The organism is Bombilactobacillus sp. ESL1197 (assembly GCF_058107145.1).
In genome coordinates this window covers 780176-804968 of record NZ_JBYLTY010000001.1, presented here as the reverse complement: position 1 = coordinate 804968, position 24793 = coordinate 780176, and the positions used below count along the sequence as shown (strand labels likewise).

The window sequence follows — 24793 nt, the reverse complement described above, 5'->3', positions numbered from 1 at the left end:
CATCATGGTCACAATTTAATTTAAAGGAAACTAATTTTGAAAGATCAAAAAGCAACTGTTCAAATAGGACAAACCATTTCAATTATTATCAAAAAAATGGGCATTAACGGCGAAGGTATCGGCTATTACCAACAAAAGTTAGTTTTTGTACCTCAAGCTTTACCCAATGAACTAATCCAATGTGAAATTACCCAAATCCAGCCTCATTTTTTACGCGGTAAATTGCTATCTTATCAAAAACCCAGCTCTTGGCGCAATTTACAGCCACCTGCTTTGTACAATCAGGTTGGCGGCTTAGAATTGGCCCATCTGAAATACTCAGCACAATTAAAATTCAAACGTTCCATCTTAAAGCAAGCCTTACAGCACTTCAAACCAGCCGGCTACCAACATTATTTCTTAGCGTCAACTATTGGCATGGCTAACCCGTGGCATTATCGTAACAAAGCCCAATTTCAATTACAAGTCCAGAACGGACACGTCACTTGTGGACTCTATCAAAACCACACACATCAAGTAGTTGATTCACTTCAAATGCCGACGCAAAGTAAATTAACACTCAGTGTGTTGCAACGCTTGGTTCCTATTATTGAACAATTGAACTTACCGATTTATGATGAACAAAAACAAGCTGGAATTTTTAAAACGGTGGTCGTGCGGCAATCACACGCTCAACAAGAAGTCCAATTAACTTTAATTACACACTCCCGTAAGTTTCCAAAATTAAAACAATTTTTACAATTAGTTCAGCAAGACATTCCCGAAGTCCAAGGAATTTTTCAAAATTATAATCCGAAAACTACGAGTGAAATTTGGGGTGAAGAAACCAAACTACTTTGGGGTCAAGAATATCTGCCTGAAGTGATTAATCAACAACAATTTTTGCTGTCTCCCCGTGCTTTTCTACAATTAAATTACGAACAAACACAAAAGTTGTACCAACTGGTTCTAAAAGCCCTTAACCCTCAAGCCCATGACATTATTGTCGACGCTTACGCCGGTGTTGGTACAATTGGCCTGAGCATCGCACCTTATGTTCAACAAGTTGTAGGTAGTGAAATAATCCCTGAAGCTGTCCACGACGCCAATTTAAATGCCCAAGTCAATCACTTAACCAATGCGCATTATCAATTAGGAACCACCGCAGAATTATATCCTCAATGGTTACAGCAAGGCATTCAGCCCACTGGACTGGTTGTTGATCCTCCCAGAACTGGTTTAGAACATAGTTTAGTTCAATTGCTGGTGAAACAAGGACCTCAAAAACTGCTGTATGTTTCTTGTAATCCTTCTACCTTAGCGCGTGACTTACGTCTGTTAACTAAAAGTTACCATGTTAAAAAGATTCAACCTTTAGATATGTTTCCGCAAACTCCACATGTCGAGTCTGTCACAATCCTTGAACGCACAGATAAATAGCCAATAAATATTAATATAACGTTATTTAACGATGATTGAAAGTTTATTAATTCTGATTTTAACAATTGGAATTAGTAAACTTTTTCTATTTTTTCGCTTGAGGAGCAAGTACTCTATGTCCTATTTCAATAGTTAAGTGTAGTGATTGTCCAATTTGACGAGTCATGTTGATTAGAAGTTAATCTAAAAGTGATATGAGACAATTTATAACTGATACGAAAATAAACTAATTTATCATTGAGAGTTGAGTTGACAAGTGTACAGCAACAATTTAATAATTCCACCTTACTGGTCGCAAATTTAATGACAGTAGTATACTTGATATAGATTTCGTTATTAAAAGGAAAATGATTGATATGAATCTTGAAAAATATAGGTTATTGAAGGATAAAAGAATTGCAGAAATCTTAGACGGTGATACAACGTTTGGATATTTTGAGTCTACAAATACGAGCTCCTACTTTGACCTTTTTTATTTAAAAATTGGTCTACCAAGGCTAAGCGGTCCTGAAATATATGATATAGCAAAAATGTTTGGTTCAACACTAGAATATGAAGGTACTAATTCTAGATGGCAATATATGTTTGATCTTATTGACTATGGTATTCAATCTGGACAAATAGCTCATATACTTGCTTATCTATTTGATGAATCAAACTTCGTACGAAATGTTAATGTTACTGAGCTGAATAAAGATGAGTTTGAAAGATATCGTAACGAGTCATTTGAAAGTGCATTAGAGGGAATTAATGCGATACTTCATTTTGGTGGAAATAAAATAATCATAGATGGCCAAAAAGTTCTAATCCTTCCAATTAATTCATCTACTCCTAAAATTTTAATCTAGAATTTAAAAACTATTGATCGTGATTATATAAAATCACTATCTGATAGGGCTATATCAAATATTGAGAGTGGCTACTATGACAGTGCCTTAACTCAAGCCAGAACTATTTTAGAGGAAACGTTTGATTATGTACTTGAAAAGCGAAAAATTCAACCAAGTAATAATGGAAACATAAACAAACTCTACAAGCAAGTTAAAGACGAATACAAAATGCATGAGGACAAAAATGCAGATAAAAGGATAAATCGCTTGTTATCTGGACTAGAAAATATAGTTTCGGCTGTATCGGAGATGCGTAATAAAAATAGTGACTCTCATGGTGTTGGTGGCAGAAGATTGACTATTGATAAGCATCATGCACGATTAGCTGTAAATGCAGCAACAACAATGGCAGACTTTATTTTATCCGTTGAAAAGAAAGCTAATGGAGAAATAAATTATTAGAGTTACTACAAAAGTTAGGTGAGTCAATGTGTTAGAAGTTGTAAGTGATTTTTTAAATGAGATTAAAAAAATATTAAAAAAGTCAAGCCTAGATACCTTCTCCATTTTATTTATATTAGATATTTTGAAATACTTTTTTCTAAATTCTAAAAAAAGAATATTCGGCAAGAACTATTTTATACAAGTCGTTTTAAAATTTTTCACACAATTATTTAATGATAAAACGATTTTTATTATTGCCGCTACCTGTTTTGCTATGATAGTGATTATAATTGTAATGTTAGAAATTGGAATAAAATTACCAAAACAAACATTTGTAGATGGTAGGGTCGTTGGCTATAGTTGCACTACTGCTCTTAATCATATAGTATATTTAGTATATGATTATGCTTATTCGTTAAACATTATATATCTTTCTATTCTTGTATGGTTTAATCAAAAAAACATCTTAAAAACACTTTCTACTGGAGAGTGTATTTTGATAATTGTGAATATAATAATATTAATTTATAAGTTAACTTGTTCAATATTTCAATATAGTTATAAGATTGATTTTAAGAACACCATAGATAATGAGTATTTTGATGTGAGTTATTTTGTTTTATCAACAAAAGAAATTAACTACTGTACTAATATCATGATTCTAAAAGATAAAATCATGAGCAATCATGCTTTTTATTTAGTAAAGCAGGTGAAAAAATATAATAAAAGGGGATGTTCCAATAAAACTTTTTATATAATATTGGATAGTTCCTTAAATTTTGATGATATTAAATATTCATATGAATATTATGTTGAAGCATTAAAAACAGAGTCAAACCAAAATAACTGAGTGTCGCATTTCCAAATTATATTTACATATTAACTTTAACTACTTTACCATCTTTGAACGTAAACTCCATGTAGCATTGAAAGGTGTGGTTCTTTCTACTAAGAGACGTACTAGCTGTTCATCAAAATAGACCAAGTGTACTTTCTAATTTTTGATCTCGTCAATGCTATGCAGTTTTTACTGCTGATCAATTTTCACAACTTTATACTTTCTCTTTTTGCTTACGCAGGTCCTGCTTTACTGAGTAAAGGTATTACAGTTTTGATGCTGATTAGCTTCCTGGATCAGACTTTTTCAAATTGCTAATCTAACTGATCAATCGTTGATCCCTTGAAATTTTTGATTACTTTCATGAAATTGATATTATTTATTTGGAAGAGCGTTATTGATAATGTTGAGACTTAAATTGAGGCATAGATAATTACCTATACTTTTATTTGGTCACTTTAAATTTAGATCTCCATGGCATAATTTTTTGTTGCACTTAGATTGTAAATTTGGCAAAAACAAACGGAAGGCAGCTATTGATAGTAATGATGGAATTTGGCTTTGTAAAAATCAGAACCAATTATCAATTATTTGATACGAGAATAATCAACGTCAATACAGATTATTTGAAATTAGAAATTAATCCTGAATGTAATCAATACTAGTATATAAAAAGTAGCATTTTGCATCATAAAGTATGAATTTTCTATTATCTAGACAAGCAAGAGTTATATTCAATGTAATTTACGTCAAAGTTATTGTTTTTGGATACGCTGATGGACTTAATAAGGAAGGTATAAGTAGTGAAACAGTTGATTGTATTAGGAAATGGTTTTGATATTCACTGTGGACTAAAAAGTAGGTATTATGATTTTTTCCTAGTTAGATTTAAAACGTTATTTTGTGAGAAGAAAGAAAATTTTGAACGTATTGAAGATTTGAAAAACGATTTGTCTAAAACAAGGCATAAAATCTTATCGCTTATTTCAGACGTAAGAAATCAAATTAATTTATCTCCAAATGATAATAATGACTGCGACTACTTTAAATATTACAAAGGTAATAATTTTTCTCAAAATAGTGATATTACGAGATGGGATTTGTTCTTTCTTTTTTCAGAAGTTTGTGTAGGCAAGAGTGTAGATACATATGAATGGCAAGACGTAGAGTTAATTATTTTTGAAGTAGTATCTATAGCTCTGAACGAAAAGTATAGTTCTAAGGTAGATTATAAAAAAGAAGTCACTATTGGTGTTAATTCGTTAAGTGGTCAAGAGGCATTTAAACAAATGATTCACTACTTATCATATGTGGGACAAAATAAACCTGAAGAAATCGCTACTGAATTACTTAGTGAATTAAAAAAATTCGAATCTATTTTCAGCAATTTTATTTCAAATCAAATTGATTTGAATTGTACTAGTGACGAGTATGTTAAAAATGCGATTGACTTATATGATAAGATTTCTAGATACAACAAACATAAGAGAAATTTTACTACTAATGACCAAATTAATGTTTTAAGTTTTAATTACTCTTTAGATGAAAGATTTATAGATAAGTTAGATGACAATAGATTGCAGTCTTGGTCTAATATACATGGAATAGCTCATCATGGGGTAAATCAATATTATCCAGCACCTATCTTTGGGATTGACAATCATGATATTATATTTCGTAATGAGGAAACAGATCTTAGAATGTCATTCACCAAAGCGTATAGAGTAATTGATAACGCCATAAATGAAGTAAGAAGTTCAAAAGGTTATGCAAATACAGACGTAATCTCAATTTATGGGCATTCTTTGGGTGAAGCAGATTACTCTTATTTTGAAGCTTTGTTTGATGAAAATAAACTCTACTACTCTAATTGTAGAGTTGAGTATTATTATTACACTGGTAGAAATGAAGAAGAAAAACTTTTAAATCGTCAGAAGGCAATAAGTAGTTTATACAAATTGCTTATGAATTATGGTAAGACTTTGAGTGAAACACATGGTATTAATATTGTAAATAAGTTGAATTTAGAAAATCGACTCAGTGTAATACCAAGTGATTAAATTTCAATATAGTTTTCCTCAAACGATTGATACCCTATTTTTAAGGTATATATTTTTCTAAAATTTAGACAAGCATTTGCTCTTTTTATAGTAATCCAAAAGTCAGAAGCTTGTACATAATGATATTCAAGCACTAAAATAAAGTTCGTACTTTAGTGTTAAACGCAGTTAATGCTAAATTTCCAATCGACTTTTGTCCAAACATATTGCAATAATGTGTAATTGATCAAAGCATCTCGTATCATGTAAAAAGTTTAACTGTATTACAAAGAAAGTAATTCTTGCAGAAAGGATTTTAGTAATGATACCATCTAATATTACAGTTCGCTTCAAACGCCATGGATGCAAACCTTTTTTTAAAAAGCATGCTGGGCAACAGAAATTAATTCAACAGAAAATTACAAGCGCTATCAATCGTGAAATTAAGACTGGTATGACTAAGGTCAAACTTGCCACAGAACAAAAAATTGGCGGTGCTTCTTGTTACGAATTGCGCCTCAATTTAGGGACCATTGGTTCCGCCCGCATCGCTTTTACAGTCTACGATAAACAAGTACAGGTGATTTTCATTACGAGTCAACTCCAAAAGGCCACCTTTACCCACGACTTAAAGCAAGTCTTAAAGGGAGTTAGTTTATGAAAAGTATTCCCATTAAACAAGCTGCAACCCTAATTAAAAAAATTACCAAAACTAAACAAGCGCAAACTTTAACACTCTTGACACGCAAAAAAGACCGCTTCTTAACTATCTTAATTGCTAATCAACAGCTTACCCTCACTGAGCACGGTTATCTCAACCAGACGGTGACTTATTCTTTAACTGACCGACAATTAAAACACCAACTGCAAACGGCTTTTAAGCGCGAATTTCCGCGTAGCCATCAAATTTACATTTCTCAAAGTAGCAACTGAAGCTAAAGCTAATTCAGTAATTTGACAGAATAATTAGGACTGCCACTTAATAATTTAGAAACTGGACAACGTTTTTCAGCTTGGTCAACCATTTCCTGGGCGTGAACTTGACTAACCCCCGGAATATTGACGCGCGCTTGCACCAAAAATTCTAAGCCGGTATTTGCTTTAATCATTTTCACGTGCACATTCACACTGGCACGATGCTCTAATCCTTGTTCAGACTCAATAGCCTGTAAGGTTGCATTGAAACAAGTACTTAGAGCTAAGCCCAATAACTGTTCAGGATTAGTTCCCGGAACATCACCCTTTTGTGGGTCACTAACCGCTACACTAATCTCATGCGGTACATAAGCATAGCCTTGAATTCCATCTTGATTATAAACATCTGTCTCGTATAATGTGTGTGCTTTGGCAATATCTGTCAACATTTTTACATCTTCTCTTTCTACTAAAAACTAGATAATTAAAAAGCCAAGGAAAGATTTCCCCGGCTTTTTTTAGATGAGACAAGCAACTGCTCCCAATCCATTTTGACACAAAAACTTTTAACTTGCCTATTAATTCATCCAAAAGACTACTTGTAATAAATAAGAAAGTTTGATGTCTGATAAACAGGAACATCCGCATTGACCAATTTTATCTTTAGAATGAATTTGTAAAGTTTTCGACTAATTGCCGAAACTCTTACCTGATCCATTTTAAAACTATCACCTTATCGAAAGATGCACATTGCATCCTGATAGCAGTTGCAGTAAGGTTTCATCTCACCACGTCTTTATTATAGTCTGTTTTGTAACCGATTTCTACTATTTTATTGATATTTTCGTTCATGATTAACAATTTTAGTTAAACGATGGGCCGCCTGCGGATCCGAATTGGCTAAAACTTGGGTCGAGCCATCAGTCACTAAACTGTGTTGAAATTGTTGTTCATATTGTTCTATCGTTAATTGTTGCCGCTGGCGCAACAATTGTTGATGCTTCTCTATGTTTAAACCAGCGCGAAAATGTGGCTGTAAAATACCAAAAAAGAGTTCTGCTTCTGAGCCCGAACCGTAACTATATAGACCAATCGCTTCCCCCGGATGTAAGCTGGTATCATTTTCCAATAAAGACAGTAAACTTAGATACAAAGAACCCGTATAAATATTGCCCACTTGTTGGCCATACATAATGCTTGCCTCAAAACGGCGGGTTAAGCGCTGATAATCCGGTTCTGGAATTTTAGAGGACAAACTTTTTAAAGCTTTGCGTCCCATTTTGGAAAAGGGAATATGAAATAACAAGGCTGCCAAATCAGACACTGCCAATACATCACTAGTCACAAATTGTTGCCATAACTCTGTAAACATCGCGATGTAAACTTCTTCGGAGTATTTCCCCCGAGCAAAAGCTTCTGTCGAATAATTCGGGCGCCAAAAATCCCCTGTACTTTGACTCATATAAAATGACTGCTCTTCTAAAGCTAAAATTTGTGGATCAGCCCCCACTAACATAGCCACCGCTCCAGCACCCTGGGTGACTTCGCCGGCACTTTTTAAACCATACCGGGCAATATCACTAGCAATTACTAAGGCTTTTTTGTGCGGATGTAAGCGTACAAAATCGGCTGCTAATTGCAGACCAGCAGTAGCTCCAAAACAAGCCTCTTTAATTTCTAAGGCACGTAAATTAGTTGGTAAAGCTAACACCTCTTGAACAAAGAGGGCTGAAGCTTTCGATTGATCAACGCCACTTTCCGTACCTACTATCACTAAGCCCAATTGCTGTTGGTCTTGAAGCGTCAATAACGGCTCAGCCGCATTAGCCGCCATAGAGACAATATCTTGATCTAATGGTGCTACAGCCATTTTTTGTTGGCCAATCCCAATCAAGTATTTATTGGGGTCCACTTTGCGGGCACTAGCCAAATCTTTTAAATCTAAATATTGGTTGGGTGTATAAAAATCAATCTTATCAATGCCGACTTTCATAATTTTCTCCTAAACGTAATTGTTGTAAAATCTGGCGAGCTGTTTGTAAGTTAGCCTTGGTGGGTGCTAACCGTAATTGTTTAACTACTGGTTCAACCTCTGTTGCTGTAGCCCCGGCCATCAACGCTAAACTTTTAAATTGTAAATTCATATGTCCGGCTTGAATGCCTTGTGTGACTAAAGCTCTGAGTGCCGCTAAATTTGAAGCCAACCCCACACTAGCAACAATACTCATTAACTGTCGTGCAGAAGGTTGTTGCAAAATTTTCATACTTAATTGGGCCATGGGTAAGGTCGAAATTGCACCGCCTAAACTACCTAAGGGCAACGAAATTGTAATTCGACCAACTAACAATTCATCTTGGATTTGCCAAGAAGTCCACGTTGGTTGCTGCTTGGATAATCCAGCATAACTCGCCGCATTAATACTGCGAGGATCATTACCGGTGGCTAACACTACAGCGTTAATACCGTTCATAATGCCCTTATTATGCGTTGCAGCCCGTAAAGTAGATTCTTGGGCAAACTGGGTGGCAGCGACAATTTTTTGAGCTACGACTTTACCGGTATCGTGTTTCGTCGCCAAATCAGGTAAGGCAAAAGCGGCTGTTGCCGTAACTGATTGTTGGGGGGCCTGATTAGACAAGATGGCCATTAACAAACTTAACTGTGGCAGTTGTGTGGCTAAATATTGGGCCACTGCCTCAGCCAGAGTATTGACTATATTAGCGCCCATAGCTTCACCGGTATCAATTAATAACCGAAATTCCACAAAGTCGGCTGACACATGAACGCTAACTTGTTTTAATCCTCCACCATGTTGTTCTAGGCTTGGATGTGCGCTCAGGGCAACCTGGCGGATCATTGCTAAATGCTGATCCAAAAAAATCTGTGGGGTTTTTAATTGTCCTTCAAACACAATCTGACCAATTAAGCCCGCGCGTTGGACTGTTGTTTGAAAACCACCCTTTGCCAAACAACGCTTGGCGGCATTACTGGCAGCCGCAATCACTGATGGTTCTTCCGTGGCCATGGGAATCAGTAACGATTGTCCATCAATCACAAAATTTTCTGCCAAACCTAGCGGCACTCCAAAAACTCCAACTTGATTTTCAATTAAATTAGTCGCGATAGCCGTTGGCAAATTAGGATAAGAATGTAATAATTCTAAATCTGCTGTCGTTAAAATTCCCGTCTGATATAATTGCTGTAAACGCTGCTTAGTTGTTAATTCATAGAATTTGACCATTGCAAATTTTCCACCTCTAATGCTATTGCTTGACCACCACCAATACACAAGGCTGCGATCCCACGATGTTGATGAGTTCGCTGTAAATTGTGAATTAAAGTAGTTAAAATACGAGCGCCAGAAGAACCTAACGGATGTCCCAAAGCCAAAGCACCGCCAGTGATATTATATTGACTATCGGCAATTTGTAATTCTTGCTGTACTAATAAAGCTTGACTACTAAATGCTTCATTAACTTCAAACAAATCAATATCGGCAACTGTTTGTTGTTTTTGCGCCAGTAATTTTTGAATAGCAATTACTGGGGCATAACCCATTAATTGCGGTTGGTACCCCACTTCTTGATAAGCGGTAATTTTAGCTAGTGGTTGCCATTGATTCCTACAGGCCACATTAGTAGTCGTTAAGACAAGTAAGCTAGCACCATCACTTAGCGGTGATGCATTCCCCGCTGTCACTAACCCCTCAGCCTGAAATGCGGGGGATAATTGTTGTAAAGCCGATAACGTAGTTTGCGGGCGCACGGTTTCATCGGCCGACAACCCCGTAATCGGCAAAATTTCTTCATCAAACCAACCAGCAGCTTGTGCTTGCACCGCTTTTTGTTGTGACTGTAGTGCAAATTGATCTAACTGCTGCCGCGTTAAATGATATTTTCGATTTAAATTTTCTGCTGTGATTCCCATCGGTTGCTGACTAAAAGCATCTGTCAAACCATCATTAAACAACGTATCCTGCCAATCATCGGTTGCAAAATCTTGTTTAGTCAAGCGCGCTGCCACTGCTGGTGCCTGCGACATACTTTCCACACCGCCAGCCAAAACAACTTGAGCATCATCTAACATTAATGCGCTTTGCGCTAGTCGAACTGCTTTCAGCCCTGAACCACAGACTTGATTAACAGTCATTGCCGTCCCCGTCAAATCTAACCCAGCATTTAACTGGACTTGACGCGCAATGTTTTGTCCGCTCCCCGCTGTTAAAACACTACCTAAAATCACCTGCTGAATCAGTTGGGGAGCGATCTTTTCTTTCACTAAAATCTGTTGACATAATTGGGTTGCCAATTGAACTGCTGTAAAATCTTTGAAACTACCTTGAAATTTACCGGTTGGCGTCCGATAGGCAGCAGTAATTACAATCTCATTCAAATTCAAACTTTTTACTCCTGTTAATTTATTGAATAATCATTAAGGAGGCCACAATGGACACTCAAACTTTAATAAAACTTTTGCTGGATGTGAAAACTAATTTACTAGTTTTTTATGAAGATAATCAGCATAAAACTTGGGGAATCTCTAGTATATCATCAGAATTTACTAATGAAAATCATTATTTAATATTAAATTTGCAATCTAACAATCATTCTTATCAAGTTTGGGAATTAATCACTCTGCTTAAAACAAAATCTGCTCAAGCCTTAGTTTACGTGAAATTTTCAAAAAAATATCACCAAATCTTTGGTTTAAGATTTGGTGATAAACATATTTATCTCAAGTAATACTACACTCAAAAGCCGCTTAGCAATTGAGTAATAAACTTGCCCTTTAAACTGACCAAGTCAGCTGTCACTAGAAACCAGCTACTAATAAGCACGCACAGCCAAATATCATGACCAAAAATCATAATATTTTATTTTTTATCTGCTGCTAATTGTTGGCCTAAATTAATAATATATTTGCGAAGTTCATCTTTCACTTCGGGATGATTCAACCCATATTCAATACTAGTTTTCATATAACCAAATTTATTACCAACATCAAATCGTTCGCCTGTAAATTCATGTGCAAACACCCGTTGGGTTTTATTTAAGCGATCAATCGCATCTGTTAGTTGAATTTCGTTGCCCGCACCGGGAGCCTGCGTATCCAGCATAGCAAAAATATCCGGCGTCAACAAATAACGCCCAATAATTGCTAAATTGCTTGGTGCATTTTCCACAGCGGGCTTTTCTACAAAATTATTAACCCGATATAATCCTGGCTTAACTTCGCCATCTGGATCAATCACTCCGTACTTAGAAACATCTTTTTGAGGAACCTGCATGACAGCTAAGGTCGAAGCATGCGTTTCATTATAATCATTAATTAATTGCTTGGTCAACGGTACTTGATCTTTCATTAAGTCATCACCAAGCATTACAACAAACGGTTCGTCACCTACAAAAGACTTGGCTAAGCTCACCGCATCCCCTAAACCATTAGGATATGACTGACGCGTAAAATACAAATTTACACCAATGTTGGTTGTATCTTGTACCACTTTCAATAGTTCATCTTTATGCTTAGATTTCAAATTTTGTTCTAATTCTGGTGCTGAATCAAAATGATCTTCAATGGGGCGTTTACCCTTGCCAGTAATAATTAAAATATCTTCAATTCCGGAAGCTTTGGCTTCTTCCACAATAAATTGAATCGTAGGTTTATCCACGATGGGCAACATCTCTTTTGCCATTGCCTTAGTAATGGGCAAGAATCGGGTGCCTAATCCTGCTGCTGGAATAACCGCTTTTCTAACTTTTTCCATAGATAATTGTTCCTCTCATGGTAAAATATGTTCTCATCATACAACAAAATAACTATTTATGGTGATTTTTTCGTTGTTGGTAAAACTGTTTTAAACCACCAGATTGTTCTAACTGACCTTGAAATGCTTGAAGCACAGCGGCATTAATGGCAGCCCCGATCAAAAAGATATACGCAAGAAAGTTAAGCCACAATACTAGAATAAAAAAAGTACCAATCGTGCCATAAGAATGCCAGCGACTACCAAAATATTTAATATATAACGAAAAGCCTTGTGATAATAAACTAAAACCTATTGTTGTAAACACCGTTCCTGGCCAAACATAACTAATCTTTTCGTGAGAATTCGGCAAAAAGATATAGGCGACTAGTAAGATGACGACTAAAACCAAACCGGTTACCGGCCATTTCCAATGAATAAATTCTTGTAGTAACTTCGGTCCCCATAAAACATAGGATTGCAACCAATTTAATAATTGTTGCCCAACTAAAACTGTCAGAAACAGTATTAACAAAATCACAATTAATGAAGTGGTTACCAAAATCGCTACACTTCTTAGAATAAGAAAATTTAACAATGATTTTTTTGTATAAATAGTTTGATTATCTAATCCATAAACTTGGTTAATACTTCGTTTTAAAATATTAACCACCCCTGAACTAGACCAGAGTGTTCCCAAAATACCAAATGACAGCAGCCCGTTACTTTTTTGAGTCAATAATTTAGTTAAGATTGGGTCAATAAATTTAATTAAACGCGTCGGCATTAAATTTTGGGCATATCCTAGTAACATTTGCGGATCCAAATGAAATAATGGTAACGCACTACCAACCAATGAAATTAGTGGAAAAAATGACAGTAAGCCGTAATAAACTACTGCTTTGGAAGAAAGACCAATATTGCCACTTTTAATCCGTTGCATCACTAATTGACAAAAATAAATCAATTTTTGAAACCACGTTAAATCAGAAGCAAATAAGGACTGTTTTTCTTTATCAGAAGCCAAATTATTATCCTTTTACAAATATTTTTGATCACCAATAGGATCTTGCGAAGTTAAAATTTTAGGACCATCTTTGGTAATAGCCAAGGTGTGCTCATACTGAGCTGAAGGAGTTCCATCAGCTGACACAAAATATTCCCAATTATTATCTGTAAACTTGCTGGTAATTTCCCAAGTTCCCAAGTTAACCATTGGTTCAATGGTAATAGTCATGCCTTCTTTGAGCCGTAAGCCCTTGCCTGGTTCACCATAATGGGGCACATTCGGTGCTTCGTGCATCGTCGGTTGAATCCCGTGACCAATTAAATCACGCACATCACCCATATGTTCTTGATCTTCGACATAATGTTGAATAGCGTAACCAATATCACCTAAGCGATTACCGACTTGAGCCTGATCAATTCCTAAATATAAAGCTTTTTTAGTGACTTCCATCAAATGCTTTTTTTCGGGCGAAATTTCCCCCACAGCATAACACCAGCAGGAATCACTTTGATAACCATCCAATTCAACTGTCATATCGACTTTCACAATATCGCCGTTTTTTAAAATCAAACTGTGGCGTGGTTCTGCATGCGCTACTTCATCATTCACACACACACAAGTTGCGTAACGATAGCCTTCAAAACCTTTTTCTGATGGATGCCCACCATGATCTGTAATAAATTTATCAGCAAACTTTTCAATTTCAAAACTAGAAATTCCCGGTTTGATAATGTTCCGTAAACCAATATGGGTTTGCGCCAACAAAGCACCTGACTTTCTCATACCTTCAATTTCTCTAGCTGATTTTAATGTAATCAAACAAGTTACCTCCACTCTTTCACGCTAATTTTATTATAGCTCAACGGACGAATAATTGACTAATAATTTCCTTTTTACTTTCAAACGCTCAAAAAATTTTAGAATTTTTAAACTTATTAATAAGTATCTAGCTAGTAATTTATCCAAATCAAAATTATGATATAATAGTTGCCGAGATTATGGGAATGGAGCAAGATTCGTGACAAAAGTAAAAATCGTTTATGCCAGTATGACTGGTAATGATGAAGATATGGCAGATATTTTAAGTGAAGATTTTGAAAACGCCAAGATGGAAGTGGACGTCTCAGAAATCTCCCAAACTGATGTCCAAGATTTTCAAACCGCCGATCTCTGTATTGTGGTTAGTTACACTTATTCTGATGGCTTAGAAGGTAACATTCCAGACGAAGGCCTCGACTTTTATCATGACTTACAAGAAGCCGACCTCTCAGGCAAAATCTTTGGTGTTTGTGGTTCAGGCGATACTTTTTATCAAGATTTTGCCATTGCAGTTGATCATTTTGAACAAGCATTTGAACAAGCTGGAGCCATCAAAGGCGCCACTAGTGTCAAAGTAGAGCTCGCCCCGCAGAGCGCCGATATTGCTAAATTAGACCACTTTGCCCAAACATTGATTGACCTATTCTAAGTAAGAGAAAAGAAGTTGACTCATGGATATCTATAAAAAGCATCGCGATTTTATTGTTTACACATTTTATGGTTTCTTAGCTTCTGTTATTAATGTCTTTGCTTTTCATATTTTACACAATCACTGGCGTATTAATATGTTAGTTGCCAATACTGTCGCCTGGCTGATTGCGAATGTTTTTTCTTTCATTGTTAACAAAAAAATTGTCTTTCAAAGCAGCTATCAAAATTGGAAAACTTTTATCCAAGAAAGTGGACTTTTCCTTTCGCAGCGGTTACTGTCATTAATTTTAGATAATATTTTGATGTGGATTGGCATCAGCCTGTTACAATGGAACAATTTAATTGCTAAAATGTTAGACCAAATCATCGTTGGTTTAGTCAATTATTTATCCACGCAAGCTATTTTTTTGCGAGAAAATAGCGCCATGATTCAACATCTACATCAGCGGATTCATCGTGAAAAATGAAAGCACGATCAAAAAAAGGTGAGATAAAAGTCTCACCTTTTTTAATTACCATCATTATTACTGCCGTGAAAAAATGATCGGTTCATTTAGTGCTGTTTCTGCAAACAAAGCAATTTGTTGTTGCGTAATGTTTAATTGTACGATTTTATTCAATGGAGCAATATCAATCCAAGCTTGTCCCTTTAAATCAGTGACAATAGCAAAATCAAATTGCGCAAATTTAATATGCAACTGCCCCTGCTCTGCACACAACTCTAAGCGACCATACCCCGGATTAGCGTAGACACCTAACCACTCTGGACGACTCAAAACAACTTGTTTAGTAGCCCCAAATTGTTGTTGTAGCTGCTGCTTTTTTTGGCTAGCTTTTTGATGGTCATCTTGTAAAATCTTGTGTGTCCAATCAACTGTTGGTAATTGAGCTGCTTGATCAATTATTTGATAAGCCAAACCAAACATTGCATTTGTTGAATCTAAATTGGTGACCATGCCAAAAGCTAAATCTAATTCCGGTACAAAACCTAAAATTGCACAATAGCCAATAAAAGAACCCGTATGATAAAAATATTTATACCCGCGATAGGTTTCCATCATCATTCCAAAGCCGTAAGCACTCAATTGTGGCTGGGCATAATTGCGACTAGGTTGCATAACAATTTGTGGTTGATACATTTGCGCCGCATTATTATGTGACTGTTGTTGATAATTCTGCAATTGAAATTGCGCCCAGGTCAATAAATCTTGTGGCTTTGCTAACATACTGCTGGCCCCACCTAAATGACCAGGAGACATGAATTGCATTGGACGATAATGATTACCTTCTGGCAAATAAGCTGGAGCAATTTGCTCTAACGCTACTGCTTCATCATGTACATAAGTATTAGTTAAGTTTAAATCTGTTAATAGATGTTGTTGTAGATAAGAATAATAATCCGTTCCTAAAACCTGCTCTAACGCAAATGTTAATTCAGCAAACATTAAGTTACTGTATTGCATTTTATAGCGTAGATCAACGTTCGGTTTTAAATATGGCACTTTCGTGACTACTTGACTTAAACTCAGTGGACCATTGGTAAAGCGCATTAAATCATGTGCCGGCACTCCACTACGATGACATAACAAATCACGCCACGTTAAATGTTTAGTAGCATAATCATCATAAACTTTAAATTGCTGCCAACTATCAATAATCGGTTGATCCAAATCTAAAACGCCCTGATCAGCTAGTTGACAAATGGTGGTTGCCAGAAAACTTTTGGAAATGGAACACAGGGGAAAGACCCATTGATCATCATAATCACCGTATCCCTGAACCATCGTTTGATCATGACTCGCTATTCCGACTCCACAAGCGGGCAAGTTGAACTGTTGAATACTATTAGCTAAAGTTTCATTTAATTGTGCAAAATCCATTAAATTTTCTCCTTTTTAATCATATTATAAAGAGTTAATTTAAAAAAACAAGTTACCAAGTCAATTGGTACAAATCGAACTCGTTTCGTCGTATACTTATTTTCATCAGGAGGTTCTTCAATGAAATATTTGCAGATTAGTCCAAACTTACCACCAGTATCCACTGTAGCTTTAGGTCTTATGCGCTGGAAAGATTTATCCACGGCTCAAGCCACTGCTAATTTAATTGCTGCCCAACAATGTGGTATTAATTTCATTGATTCTGCCGATATTTATGGCAATGGTCAATCTGAACAAGTTTTCGGTAATGCTTTCACTACAGGCAATTTTCAACGCGAAGATTGGATTATTCAATCTAAGGCTGGTATTGTCCCGGGTCAACGTTATGATTTTTCAGCGCAATATTTATTGCACAGCGTCGAGCAAATTTTACAGCGCCTGCAAATCGATTATTTAGATTTGTTTATTTTACATCGCCCCGATCCACTGATGGATTTAGCAGAAGTTAATTCGGCTTTTCAACAACTACAGCAAGCCGGTAAAGTCAAAAACTTTGGCGTTTCCAACTTTAATGCCGCCCAGATTCAACTTTTACAATCAGGCTTATCTACTCCAATAGTTGTAGACCAATTGCAATTTAGCTTAGCTCATACTCAACTGATTGACTTTGGCTTACATGTTAATATGGCCAACGCTTTTGCTATTGATCGCACTGGCGGCACTTTAGAATATTGTCAACAACACTACTTGACCCTTCAAGCTTGGTCACCTTTTCAAGCTGATTTTTCGAAAGGAACTTTTATTAATAGCGCACAATTTCCGCATTTAAACCAAGTTTTAGCCCAATTGGCCCAGAAATATCAAACTAATAAAAATGCGATTGCCGCTGCTTGGATTCTACGCCATCCCGCCAAAATCCAAGTTCTCTTAGGAACTACGCAGCCCAAACATATTATCTCTAGCAGTGAATGTACTGATTTTTCATTGAGTCGTCAAGAATGGTACGATCTGTACTTGGCAGCTGGTCATGATTTACCTTAAATCAAATGCCTATTGTTAGGACTAATTTATGACTTTTAAAGTACCATGAAAAAAAGATGTTCGTATTACTGCGAACATCTTTTTTAACAAATAATTCATTTTATTTATGGTAACTAAACTCCGCTGGACGCTGCGCTAATTGTTGAAAATGATAACGAATAGCCGCACAAATGCGTTCACTCGCTAAACCATCACCATAGGGATTTTTGGCTTGAGCCATCGCTTGATAAGCTGCGGAATCATCTAACAGTTGACTCATTGCCGCTTTGACCTTTTGGGGATCAGTACCTACTAATTTCAAAGTCCCAGCTTGAACTCCTTCAGGACGCTCCGTCGTGTCACGTAAAACCAATACTGGCTTACCTAAAGCTGGGGCTTCTTCTTGAACACCGCCAGAATCGCTCATGATAAAATAAGACCGCGCAGCCAGATTATGAAAATCTAACACATCTAACGGATCAATTAAATGAATGCGTTCATGATCACCTAAAACTTCATGAGCAGCTTGTTGAACCACTGGATTTAAATGAACGGGATAGATAATTTCTACATCGGAATGACTTTGGACGACTTCTAGCATCGCTTGAAATACCCGTTTCATCGGTGCACCTTGATTTTCTCTGCGGTGCATGGTCACCAAAATCATTCGCTTATTAGGGTCAACAAGATCTAAAGCGTGATGATGATAGTCACTTTGGACAGTTTGTTCTAGCGCATCAATGGCGGTATTCCCAGTGACGAAAATTTGTTCTGCTGGATGATTTTCAGTTAATAAATTAGCTTTGCTTTGCTCCGTCGGCGCAAAATACAAATCCGCCAGATCATCGGTCATTTGCCGATTCATTTCCTCGGGCCAAGGTGAATACTTATTCCAAGTACGCAACCCCGCTTCCACATGACCAATCGCCGTTTGGTGATAAAAAGCTGACATGGCAGCCGCTAACGTAGTGGTTGTATCGCCATGTACTAACACAATATCCGGCTGTTCTTGTTCAAAAACATCATCCATGTCTAACAAGACTGAACTAGTAATTCCACTTAATGATTGCTTTTTCTTCATAATGTTCAAGTCATAATCTGGATGAATATGAAAAATATCCAAGACTGAATCTAACATTTCCCGATGTTGAGCAGTAACGACTGTGGTGGTTTGAAAGTATTGGGCTTGCTGCTGTAATTTCAAGACCAAAGGTGCCATTTTAATGGCTTCTGGACGCGTTCCAAAAACCGTCATAACCTTGATTTTTTGCAAAAGTGTTCCTCCTCAATCACCTATTTTATTTACACTAGGAGTTTTTTTATGATTTATTTAATAATTTGCGGCATATTATTATTAATTTGCGGCTTTAGTTTAGTTTTTACTTTTGATCAAATTTTACACCAACATTGGCGCTACAGCTTCTTTTTTATTTTAAGTTTAATTATTTGTGGTTTAATTTTTTATTTCTTTCAAACAAAATTTTTGAAATAAAAAAGCCGCAGATCACTAACGAACAGCGGCAACACGATGATCTCGATCGGATTCGAACCGATGACCTACTGCTTAGGAGGCAGTTGCTCTATCCAGCTGAGCCACGAGACCATGGTTTAATCTTGCCACGAAATAACTCAACTGTAAAGATTATTTTTTGACACCATGATAACCTTGGCGTTTTTGATCACGTTGTCGTTTTTTAGAACGATGCCGAATAACTTTTGCTTTAGCTCCACTTTTGGAGGGCTGGGCCGTTACCAACTGTTCATCAACTAACTGCACTTTCCGTAATTTAATATGTTGCGCTTGCAATAATTCTTGTAATTGTCGAAAATCATGTTCGTTACCTAAAGTAATTACCTCGCCGTTACGCCCCATCCGACCAGTCCGACCGCTACGATGAATATACTCTGTTAAATTTTGCGGATTGTTCCAATTAATGACTGTCGTTAAATCTGGCAAATCCATGCCCCGAGCTGCTACATCCGTCGTCAATAAAAGTGAAGTATCACGCTTTTTAAAATTAGCTAGTGCATCAGCCCGCCGTTTTTTCGGATCACTGGTATCTAATACTGTAAAATACGTTTTACGATACCGCATATCGGCAGCATATTGGTGTAATTCTTTACTAGATTGATAAAAAACTAAATTGCGTTTGTGTTTGCGATGTGCTAAACGTTGTAAAGTAGCTGCTTTTTGTGAATTACTCGTCAATAAAAAGTAATGCTTGATCCCTGCCCGAAACTGTTGGTCGGCACGCAAATCAATCTTGAGAAAATCTTGAGGAAACCACTTGGATAATTCTTGAAAAATCGGCGCCGCTGTTGCTGAAAACAAGGCTAATTGAAACTGACCTTGCAAGCGACCCAATAAATTCCGTACCGGTGTCAATTTATCCATCAACAAATCATCAGCCTCATCAATGACCACCGTCTGGATTTTATTTAATTTAAATTTGCGTTTAACAACTAGATCTTGAATGCGCCCAATTGTTCCGACAACGACCTCGGGTTTTTGTTTTAAATGTTCAATTTGCCGCTGAACATTAGCGCCTCCAATCACCTCTAACACCCGTAACTGGGGATTTAAAGAACGTAACACATTGCGCGTTTGAATAGCCAACTCCTGGGAAGGTTCCAGTACTAGTAACTGAATCCCACCATTAAGCGTTAATTTAGACAATAACGGCATTCCAAATGCTAATGTTTTACCAGAACCAGTAGGAGCTAAAGCCAGTAAGGATTTTCCTTGTTGTAGCGGTTCATAGACTTGTTCTTGAATCGGTGTCAAACTTTGAAAATGATGTTGTTGATAATATTTTTGATAAATCTTTGGTATTTGCATATTTTCCTCATTTCTCATCGGCAGTAAAGTGAATTTTCGCTGCTAAGCGCACCGTTGTTAAAATTTGATTCACTTGATCAGCTAATTGCCAGAGCCGTAAGAATTCTTTGTGATCATGTTGTTGAATAATTTGACTAAAGACTTGCGCTTCCGCCAGCATCGGATTGTGATCCGCGAATTTTTGCACCTGCTGGTTTTGATCATCCCAAATTTTTCGAATGGTGCCACCATCATTAAATAAAAGCGTTTGGTGATTACTATAAATTTCCGATGGTAATAAAGAGTTACTAATTTTACCTACTAATAAGGTTACGTCGAACTCGTGATAATGTAAGACTAAAGTCCCTTGACCATCAACTTTCGTCGCAATCATTTGCGGCAAATACTGAGCCGTTAGTGGTTGTCCAAATAAGCAAAGGGCATCATAAATTAAATAAACTCCCAAATCATACAAGGCGCCGCCCGAAAATTTGGGTGAAAACACATTCGGTTCTTGGCCCGCTAAGACTTGATCATAGCGACTAGAGTATTTGCGATAAGTAATCGTGGCGCCCGTAATTACTGGTAATTGGGCCACTCGTTGTTGTAATTGGTGAAATTCAGTCTCATGAATATGCCGAGCAGCTTCAAAAACAAATAACTCCGGATGCTGTTTTAAAAAAGCTTGAATTTGCAAAAATTCAGAGCGCGTGGAGACCAACGGTTTCTCTACAATCACATGTTTGTGGCATTCTAAAGCGGCCATAATATCTTGAAAGTGACAACTATTGGGTGAAGCCACATAGATCACATCAACTTGGGAACTAGTAAAAAGTTGTTCACGTTGATCGACTAACTTAACGTCTTCTATTTTTAATTGCTGCGCCAATTTTTGAGCATGACTTAATGTGCGTGAATAAATTGTTGTCAATTGAAAACTAGCCGTAGCCTGAATTGCTTGCACAAATTGTTTAGTGATCCAATTGGTACCAATTACACCTAAACGTAACATTTTACCAACCTCCTGTTTGCAAAAAAGCCGCCCATTGCTGCTGATTGCCGTTAAATACTAATAAACTATACTGATTGGCAGTTGCCAAACTAGGAATGCGTCCAGCATCCGTATATTGCCAAAATTTCACTTGATCACCCTTAATGGGATGGGGTCTAGTCTGTAAAATACCGCCACATGAATTATGCTTGATCAAATAATTCAAGGCTGGATCTGTTTGAATTAAAACTGGGCGCTGATAATATTTTACCAGCAAACTTTGTAATCGTGAAACAGATTTATCAATTTGGTGCGCAGTTAACTGCGAAGCTGAGGGAGCTTTAACTTGCAGAACTAACGGTAACGTTCCTACTCGAGTACCAACACTAGCCTTAATATTAGTAAACTGGGCCTGTGGTGAAGTTTGCCAACTAAAATTATGCTCAATACCATACGGTAATTGCGCGCCTTGAATCCGCCAATAATTACTTAAGAATGCATCATCAAAATAATCTGCACCTTGAGTGGCCCTTAAATAAACAAAATCTATGCCATGTTTCTTCAGCAAATGAAAGTCCTGATAGCCATCCGTTTGACTCAAGCTAACTCCTAAAACCGGATAGTTGCTAGTACTGGGACGACCACTTTTTTGCCAATAATTGAAAATTTGTTTACTCACAAAAAGCCCTGCCAAAACCAATAATAAAAAGCCCACAAAGAGCAGTTGTTTTTTATGAAATTTTTGTTGACGGACCATTAATCGTGACTGCATTAAAAATCTTTGCCTCTCTCTTAAAATCAAGTACAATACTCAGTATTAAGAAAATTTAGTTAGGAATGAAGCAAATGAAACGTCAATTATCTCTTTTCTCGGCTCTGGCTACCGTCATGGGGACTGTCATCGGTGGCGGAGTCTTTTTTAAAGTTGCTAGTATTACGCAATTAACCAAAAGTTCCTGGCTTAGTATTTTAGTTTGGCCATTAGCCGGAATTATTACCCTCATGGCTGGTTTAACCGTTGCCGAATTAGCTGCTACTTATCCTGAAAACGGTGGTCCCGTTAAATACCTCAGCGAAATTTATGGACCCAAGATTGCTTTCTTGTTTGGTTGGTCCTTAATCATTGTATACTATCCCGCTAATATTGCAGCAATTTCCATCGTTTTTGGAACGCAAGCACAACAACTATTTAATTTACCACACATTTCGCCAACCATGTGGGCGCTAATGTGCCTTTTTTCATTAGTTATTGTCAACTGGTTAGGTAGTAAGCTCAGCAGTCAAGTACAAAAATTGACTTTAATTATTAAATTGATTCCAATTATCGCTATTATTATTGCTGCCTTGGGGTTTAATACCACTAACAATTTAAATTGGAGTCATTTAACATCAGCCTTAACCTTTCAACATCCGCAAGCTTTCGGGCAAGCTTTACTCGCTACTTTATTTGCCTACGATGGTTGGCTAAGCATTGGTAATTTAGCTGGTGAAATTAAACGTCCGGAAAAAAATTTAGCGCATGCTATTATTTGGGGATTAATCGCCGTAACCATTGTTTATACTTTACTCAACTGGAGCTTTATCAAAATTTTGCCCTTTACCCAAATTGCGGGCAATCAAAACGCTGCTATGCAAACGGCCCAAAAATTATTTGGGCCGCTGGGTGGCAAAATTTTAACCATCGGTATTTTAGTATCAGTTTATGGTGCAGTGAATGGTCACTTAATGGTTGGTTCTCGCATGCCGTATACTTTAGGTATTCAAAAACAATTACCAGCAGCCCATTTTTTTAGCCATTTAAATGCCAAAACAAAAATGCCCACCAACAGTTTATTATTCGAAAGTTTAATTGCCGTCATCATGATTTTTTCGGGAACTTTTGACACTTTAACCAATATGTTGGTTTATATCTCTTGGATCTTTTCAATTCTTCTGTTCATCGGAATTTTTATTCTCCGTAAAAACAAACCTAATTTGCAGCGACCGTATCAAATTATTTGGTACCCCATCCCTCCTATTTTAGCAATTTTAGGTGGTTTATTTATTGTGATCAATACTACGGTCAGTCAACCATTACTAGCCTTAGCCGGTTTGGGATTAACCTTAACTGGCTGGCCCGTTTATTACTGGCAGCACCGCCAATTGCAAAATTAAGTACTAATTATGAATAATCTAAAAAGTGATGCGACTAAGCACAATTAGTTCAAACCAACTGTGCTTTTGTCACATCACTTTTTGTTTTGGCTAAAATATTAATTATTAGTAAAATCAACTACCATTCGCCCAACAATTTGATTATTTTTCATTTCATCAATAATATCGTTAATTTCTGATAATTTACGCGTTTGGACAATCGGCTTTACTTTATGTTCAGCTCCAAAAGCAAAAGCTTCAGCCAAATCTTGCCGAGTACCAACTAATGAACCAGCAACTTTAATCCCATCTAAAACAGTTTTAGAGATATTTAAAGACATGTCTCCTTGAGGTAAAGCAATCGCTACTAACGTTCCGTCTGGTCTTAATGAGTTAACTGCCGATGTAAATGCCGACGGGCTCACAGCCGTAATAATTGCACTATGAACACCACCAACTTTAGTTTGTAAAACATCAGCAGCATCTTCGGTTTGCGAATTAATTGTCAGATCAGCCCCTAACTTTTTAGTAGCTTGCAATTTTTCATCATTAATGTCGACTGCTGCTACATGCGCACCAAAAACATTCTTAGCATATTGTACTGCTAAATTGCCTAAGCCACCAGTGCCAACCACTTCAACCCATTGACCAGGACGAACATTTCCGGTCTTCAAGCCCTTATAAACTGTTACTCCCGCGCAAGTTAGAGAAGTAGCCTCAATCGGATCTAAATCAGCGGGAACTTTAACTGCATAGTCAGCAGGAACGATACATTCTTCAGCCATCGCACCGTCAACATTAAACCCAGAGTTTAAAACATTACGGCATAAAGTTTCACGGCCAGTCGTACAATATTCGCAATGCCCGCAGCCTTGATAAAACCACGCAATTGATACTCGATCACCAATTTTTAAAGTAGAAACTCCAGCGGCTACTTGAATCACTTTACCAACACCTTCATGCCCGATAATGCGGCCGGGAACTTTACCAAAGTCACCCGCGGCTACATGCAAATCCGTATGACACAAGCCACAGTATTCCATCTTAACTAAAGCTTCACCGGCTCGCAGATCACGTAACTTAACATCTTTAATATCAACATAACCATCGCAATTGTCCCGTACTACTGCTGCTTTCATATCAGTTAACCTCTTTTTGATTTTTTGAATCCCACAATTGAATTTTAAGTGAATATCTTCACATGGTCAAGAGATTTTTTAATTTTTACTTAAAAAACAAA

Annotated in this window: 25 protein-coding genes and 1 tRNA gene; 12 read left to right on the top strand and 14 right to left on the bottom strand. The window is 36.8% G+C overall.

The features are described from left to right. The first annotated feature begins 36 nt into the window (after positions 1-36). The 7 genes from rlmD (at position 37) to AC3B6B_RS03580 (ending at position 6503) form a co-directional block, all read left to right on the top strand. A complete protein-coding gene (rlmD, locus tag AC3B6B_RS03610) occupies positions 37-1419 on the top strand; it encodes a 23S rRNA (uracil(1939)-C(5))-methyltransferase RlmD (protein WP_489757305.1) in 1383 nt (460 codons plus the stop codon). 356 nt (positions 1420-1775) lie between these two features. Continuing rightward, positions 1776-2267, top strand: coding sequence for a hypothetical protein (locus tag AC3B6B_RS03605; protein ID WP_489757304.1), 492 nt, complete (start codon positions 1776-1778; stop codon positions 2265-2267). 12 nt (positions 2268-2279) lie between these two features. After that, a complete protein-coding gene (locus AC3B6B_RS03600) occupies positions 2280-2711 on the top strand; it encodes an abortive infection family protein (RefSeq protein ID WP_489757710.1) in 432 nt (143 codons plus the stop codon). Positions 2712-2739: 28 nt separating this feature from the next. Further along, positions 2740-3543 carry a hypothetical protein gene (locus AC3B6B_RS03595; RefSeq protein ID WP_489757303.1) on the top strand — a complete coding sequence of 268 codons (804 nt, stop codon included), beginning with the start codon at positions 2740-2742 and terminating at the stop codon, positions 3541-3543. 791 nt (positions 3544-4334) lie between these two features. After that, positions 4335-5591 carry an AbiH family protein gene (locus tag AC3B6B_RS03590; protein ID WP_489757302.1) on the top strand — a complete coding sequence of 419 codons (1257 nt, stop codon included), beginning with the start codon at positions 4335-4337 and terminating at the stop codon, positions 5589-5591. A gap of 301 nt (positions 5592-5892) precedes the next feature. Further along, a complete protein-coding gene (locus AC3B6B_RS03585) occupies positions 5893-6231 on the top strand; it encodes a hypothetical protein (RefSeq protein ID WP_489757301.1) in 339 nt (112 codons plus the stop codon). Continuing rightward, positions 6228-6503: a hypothetical protein gene (locus tag AC3B6B_RS03580; RefSeq protein WP_489757300.1), complete on the top strand. Its 276-nt coding sequence runs from the start codon at positions 6228-6230 to the stop codon at positions 6501-6503. Before AC3B6B_RS03585 ends, AC3B6B_RS03580 begins: the two co-directional genes overlap by 4 nt. 8 nt (positions 6504-6511) lie before the next feature. Here AC3B6B_RS03580 and AC3B6B_RS03575 read toward each other — a convergent pair whose 3' ends face one another. From AC3B6B_RS03575 to AC3B6B_RS03560, 4 genes are all read right to left on the bottom strand, one after another. Further along, positions 6512-6934 (bottom strand): OsmC family protein, encoded by a 423-nt coding sequence (locus AC3B6B_RS03575; RefSeq protein ID WP_489757299.1) that lies wholly within the window; start codon positions 6932-6934, stop codon positions 6512-6514. Between the two features lie 383 nt (positions 6935-7317). Then, complete coding sequence (locus tag AC3B6B_RS03570) at positions 7318-8478, bottom strand: hydroxymethylglutaryl-CoA synthase (protein WP_489757298.1); 1161 nt, start codon at positions 8476-8478, stop codon at positions 7318-7320. After that, positions 8462-9727, bottom strand: a complete 1266-nt coding sequence (locus tag AC3B6B_RS03565; RefSeq protein WP_489757297.1) for a hydroxymethylglutaryl-CoA reductase, degradative — start codon at positions 9725-9727, stop codon at positions 8462-8464. The genes AC3B6B_RS03570 and AC3B6B_RS03565 overlap by 17 nt, the downstream gene beginning before the upstream one ends. Continuing rightward, a complete protein-coding gene (locus AC3B6B_RS03560; RefSeq protein ID WP_489757296.1) occupies positions 9706-10884 on the bottom strand; it encodes a thiolase family protein in 1179 nt (392 codons plus the stop codon). The genes AC3B6B_RS03565 and AC3B6B_RS03560 overlap by 22 nt, the downstream gene beginning before the upstream one ends. Before the next feature lie 47 nt (positions 10885-10931). Here AC3B6B_RS03560 and AC3B6B_RS03555 point away from each other — a divergent pair, with 47 nt between their 5' ends. After that, entirely contained in the window at positions 10932-11228 is a 297-nt protein-coding gene (locus AC3B6B_RS03555) for a hypothetical protein (RefSeq protein WP_489757295.1), read from the top strand. Between the two features lie 131 nt (positions 11229-11359). On the opposite strand, the gene galU is transcribed toward AC3B6B_RS03555, so the two are convergent. From galU to map, 3 genes are read right to left on the bottom strand one after another with little or no spacing between them, the layout of a single operon-like run. Beyond that, the gene (gene galU, locus AC3B6B_RS03550) at positions 11360-12253 is read right to left on the bottom strand and encodes a UTP--glucose-1-phosphate uridylyltransferase GalU (protein ID WP_489757294.1); all 894 of its coding nucleotides are present in this window, start codon (positions 12251-12253) and stop codon (positions 11360-11362) included. A 52-nt stretch (positions 12254-12305) separates the two neighbouring features. Next, positions 12306-13259, bottom strand: a complete 954-nt coding sequence (locus AC3B6B_RS03545) for a YihY/virulence factor BrkB family protein (protein WP_489757293.1) — start codon at positions 13257-13259, stop codon at positions 12306-12308. 12 nt (positions 13260-13271) lie between these two features. Continuing rightward, a complete protein-coding gene (gene map / locus AC3B6B_RS03540; RefSeq protein ID WP_489757292.1) occupies positions 13272-14060 on the bottom strand; it encodes a type I methionyl aminopeptidase in 789 nt (262 codons plus the stop codon). A gap of 199 nt (positions 14061-14259) precedes the next feature. Between map and AC3B6B_RS03535 the strand changes: the two genes are divergently transcribed. Both AC3B6B_RS03535 and AC3B6B_RS03530 read left to right on the top strand, forming a co-directional pair. Continuing rightward, positions 14260-14709: a flavodoxin gene (locus AC3B6B_RS03535; protein WP_489757291.1), complete on the top strand. Its 450-nt coding sequence runs from the start codon at positions 14260-14262 to the stop codon at positions 14707-14709. Positions 14710-14731: 22 nt separating this feature from the next. Continuing rightward, the gene (locus tag AC3B6B_RS03530) at positions 14732-15178 is read left to right on the top strand and encodes a GtrA family protein (protein ID WP_489757290.1); all 447 of its coding nucleotides are present in this window, start codon (positions 14732-14734) and stop codon (positions 15176-15178) included. A 57-nt stretch (positions 15179-15235) separates the two neighbouring features. On the opposite strand, the gene AC3B6B_RS03525 is transcribed toward AC3B6B_RS03530, so the two are convergent. Further along, a complete protein-coding gene (locus tag AC3B6B_RS03525; protein WP_489757289.1) occupies positions 15236-16591 on the bottom strand; it encodes a serine hydrolase domain-containing protein in 1356 nt (451 codons plus the stop codon). Between the two features lie 120 nt (positions 16592-16711). Here AC3B6B_RS03525 and AC3B6B_RS03520 point away from each other — a divergent pair, with 120 nt between their 5' ends. Further along, the gene (locus AC3B6B_RS03520; RefSeq protein WP_489757288.1) at positions 16712-17632 is read left to right on the top strand and encodes an aldo/keto reductase; all 921 of its coding nucleotides are present in this window, start codon (positions 16712-16714) and stop codon (positions 17630-17632) included. 100 nt (positions 17633-17732) lie between these two features. Here AC3B6B_RS03520 and wecB read toward each other — a convergent pair whose 3' ends face one another. The 5 genes from wecB to AC3B6B_RS03495 all read right to left on the bottom strand — a co-directional run bounded on the left by wecB (position 17733) and on the right by AC3B6B_RS03495 (position 22192). Further along, positions 17733-18884 (bottom strand): non-hydrolyzing UDP-N-acetylglucosamine 2-epimerase, encoded by a 1152-nt coding sequence (wecB, locus tag AC3B6B_RS03515; RefSeq protein WP_489757287.1) that lies wholly within the window; start codon positions 18882-18884, stop codon positions 17733-17735. A gap of 256 nt (positions 18885-19140) precedes the next feature. Further along, positions 19141-19214, bottom strand: a tRNA-Arg gene (locus tag AC3B6B_RS03510). Positions 19215-19253: 39 nt separating this feature from the next. Then, entirely contained in the window at positions 19254-20450 is a 1197-nt protein-coding gene (locus AC3B6B_RS03505; protein ID WP_489757286.1) for a DEAD/DEAH box helicase, read from the bottom strand. A gap of 7 nt (positions 20451-20457) precedes the next feature. After that, entirely contained in the window at positions 20458-21441 is a 984-nt protein-coding gene (locus tag AC3B6B_RS03500) for a Gfo/Idh/MocA family protein (RefSeq protein ID WP_489757285.1), read from the bottom strand. A 1-nt stretch (position 21442) separates the two neighbouring features. Beyond that, positions 21443-22192, bottom strand: coding sequence for a GH25 family lysozyme (locus tag AC3B6B_RS03495; protein ID WP_489757284.1), 750 nt, complete (start codon positions 22190-22192; stop codon positions 21443-21445). A 74-nt stretch (positions 22193-22266) separates the two neighbouring features. Here AC3B6B_RS03495 and AC3B6B_RS03490 point away from each other — a divergent pair, with 74 nt between their 5' ends. After that, positions 22267-23574, top strand: a complete 1308-nt coding sequence (locus tag AC3B6B_RS03490) for an APC family permease (RefSeq protein ID WP_489757283.1) — start codon at positions 22267-22269, stop codon at positions 23572-23574. 98 nt (positions 23575-23672) lie between these two features. On the opposite strand, the gene adhP is transcribed toward AC3B6B_RS03490, so the two are convergent. Further along, positions 23673-24692 carry an alcohol dehydrogenase AdhP gene (adhP, locus tag AC3B6B_RS03485; RefSeq protein ID WP_489757282.1) on the bottom strand — a complete coding sequence of 340 codons (1020 nt, stop codon included), beginning with the start codon at positions 24690-24692 and terminating at the stop codon, positions 23673-23675. Between the last annotated feature and the right edge of the window lie 101 nt (positions 24693-24793).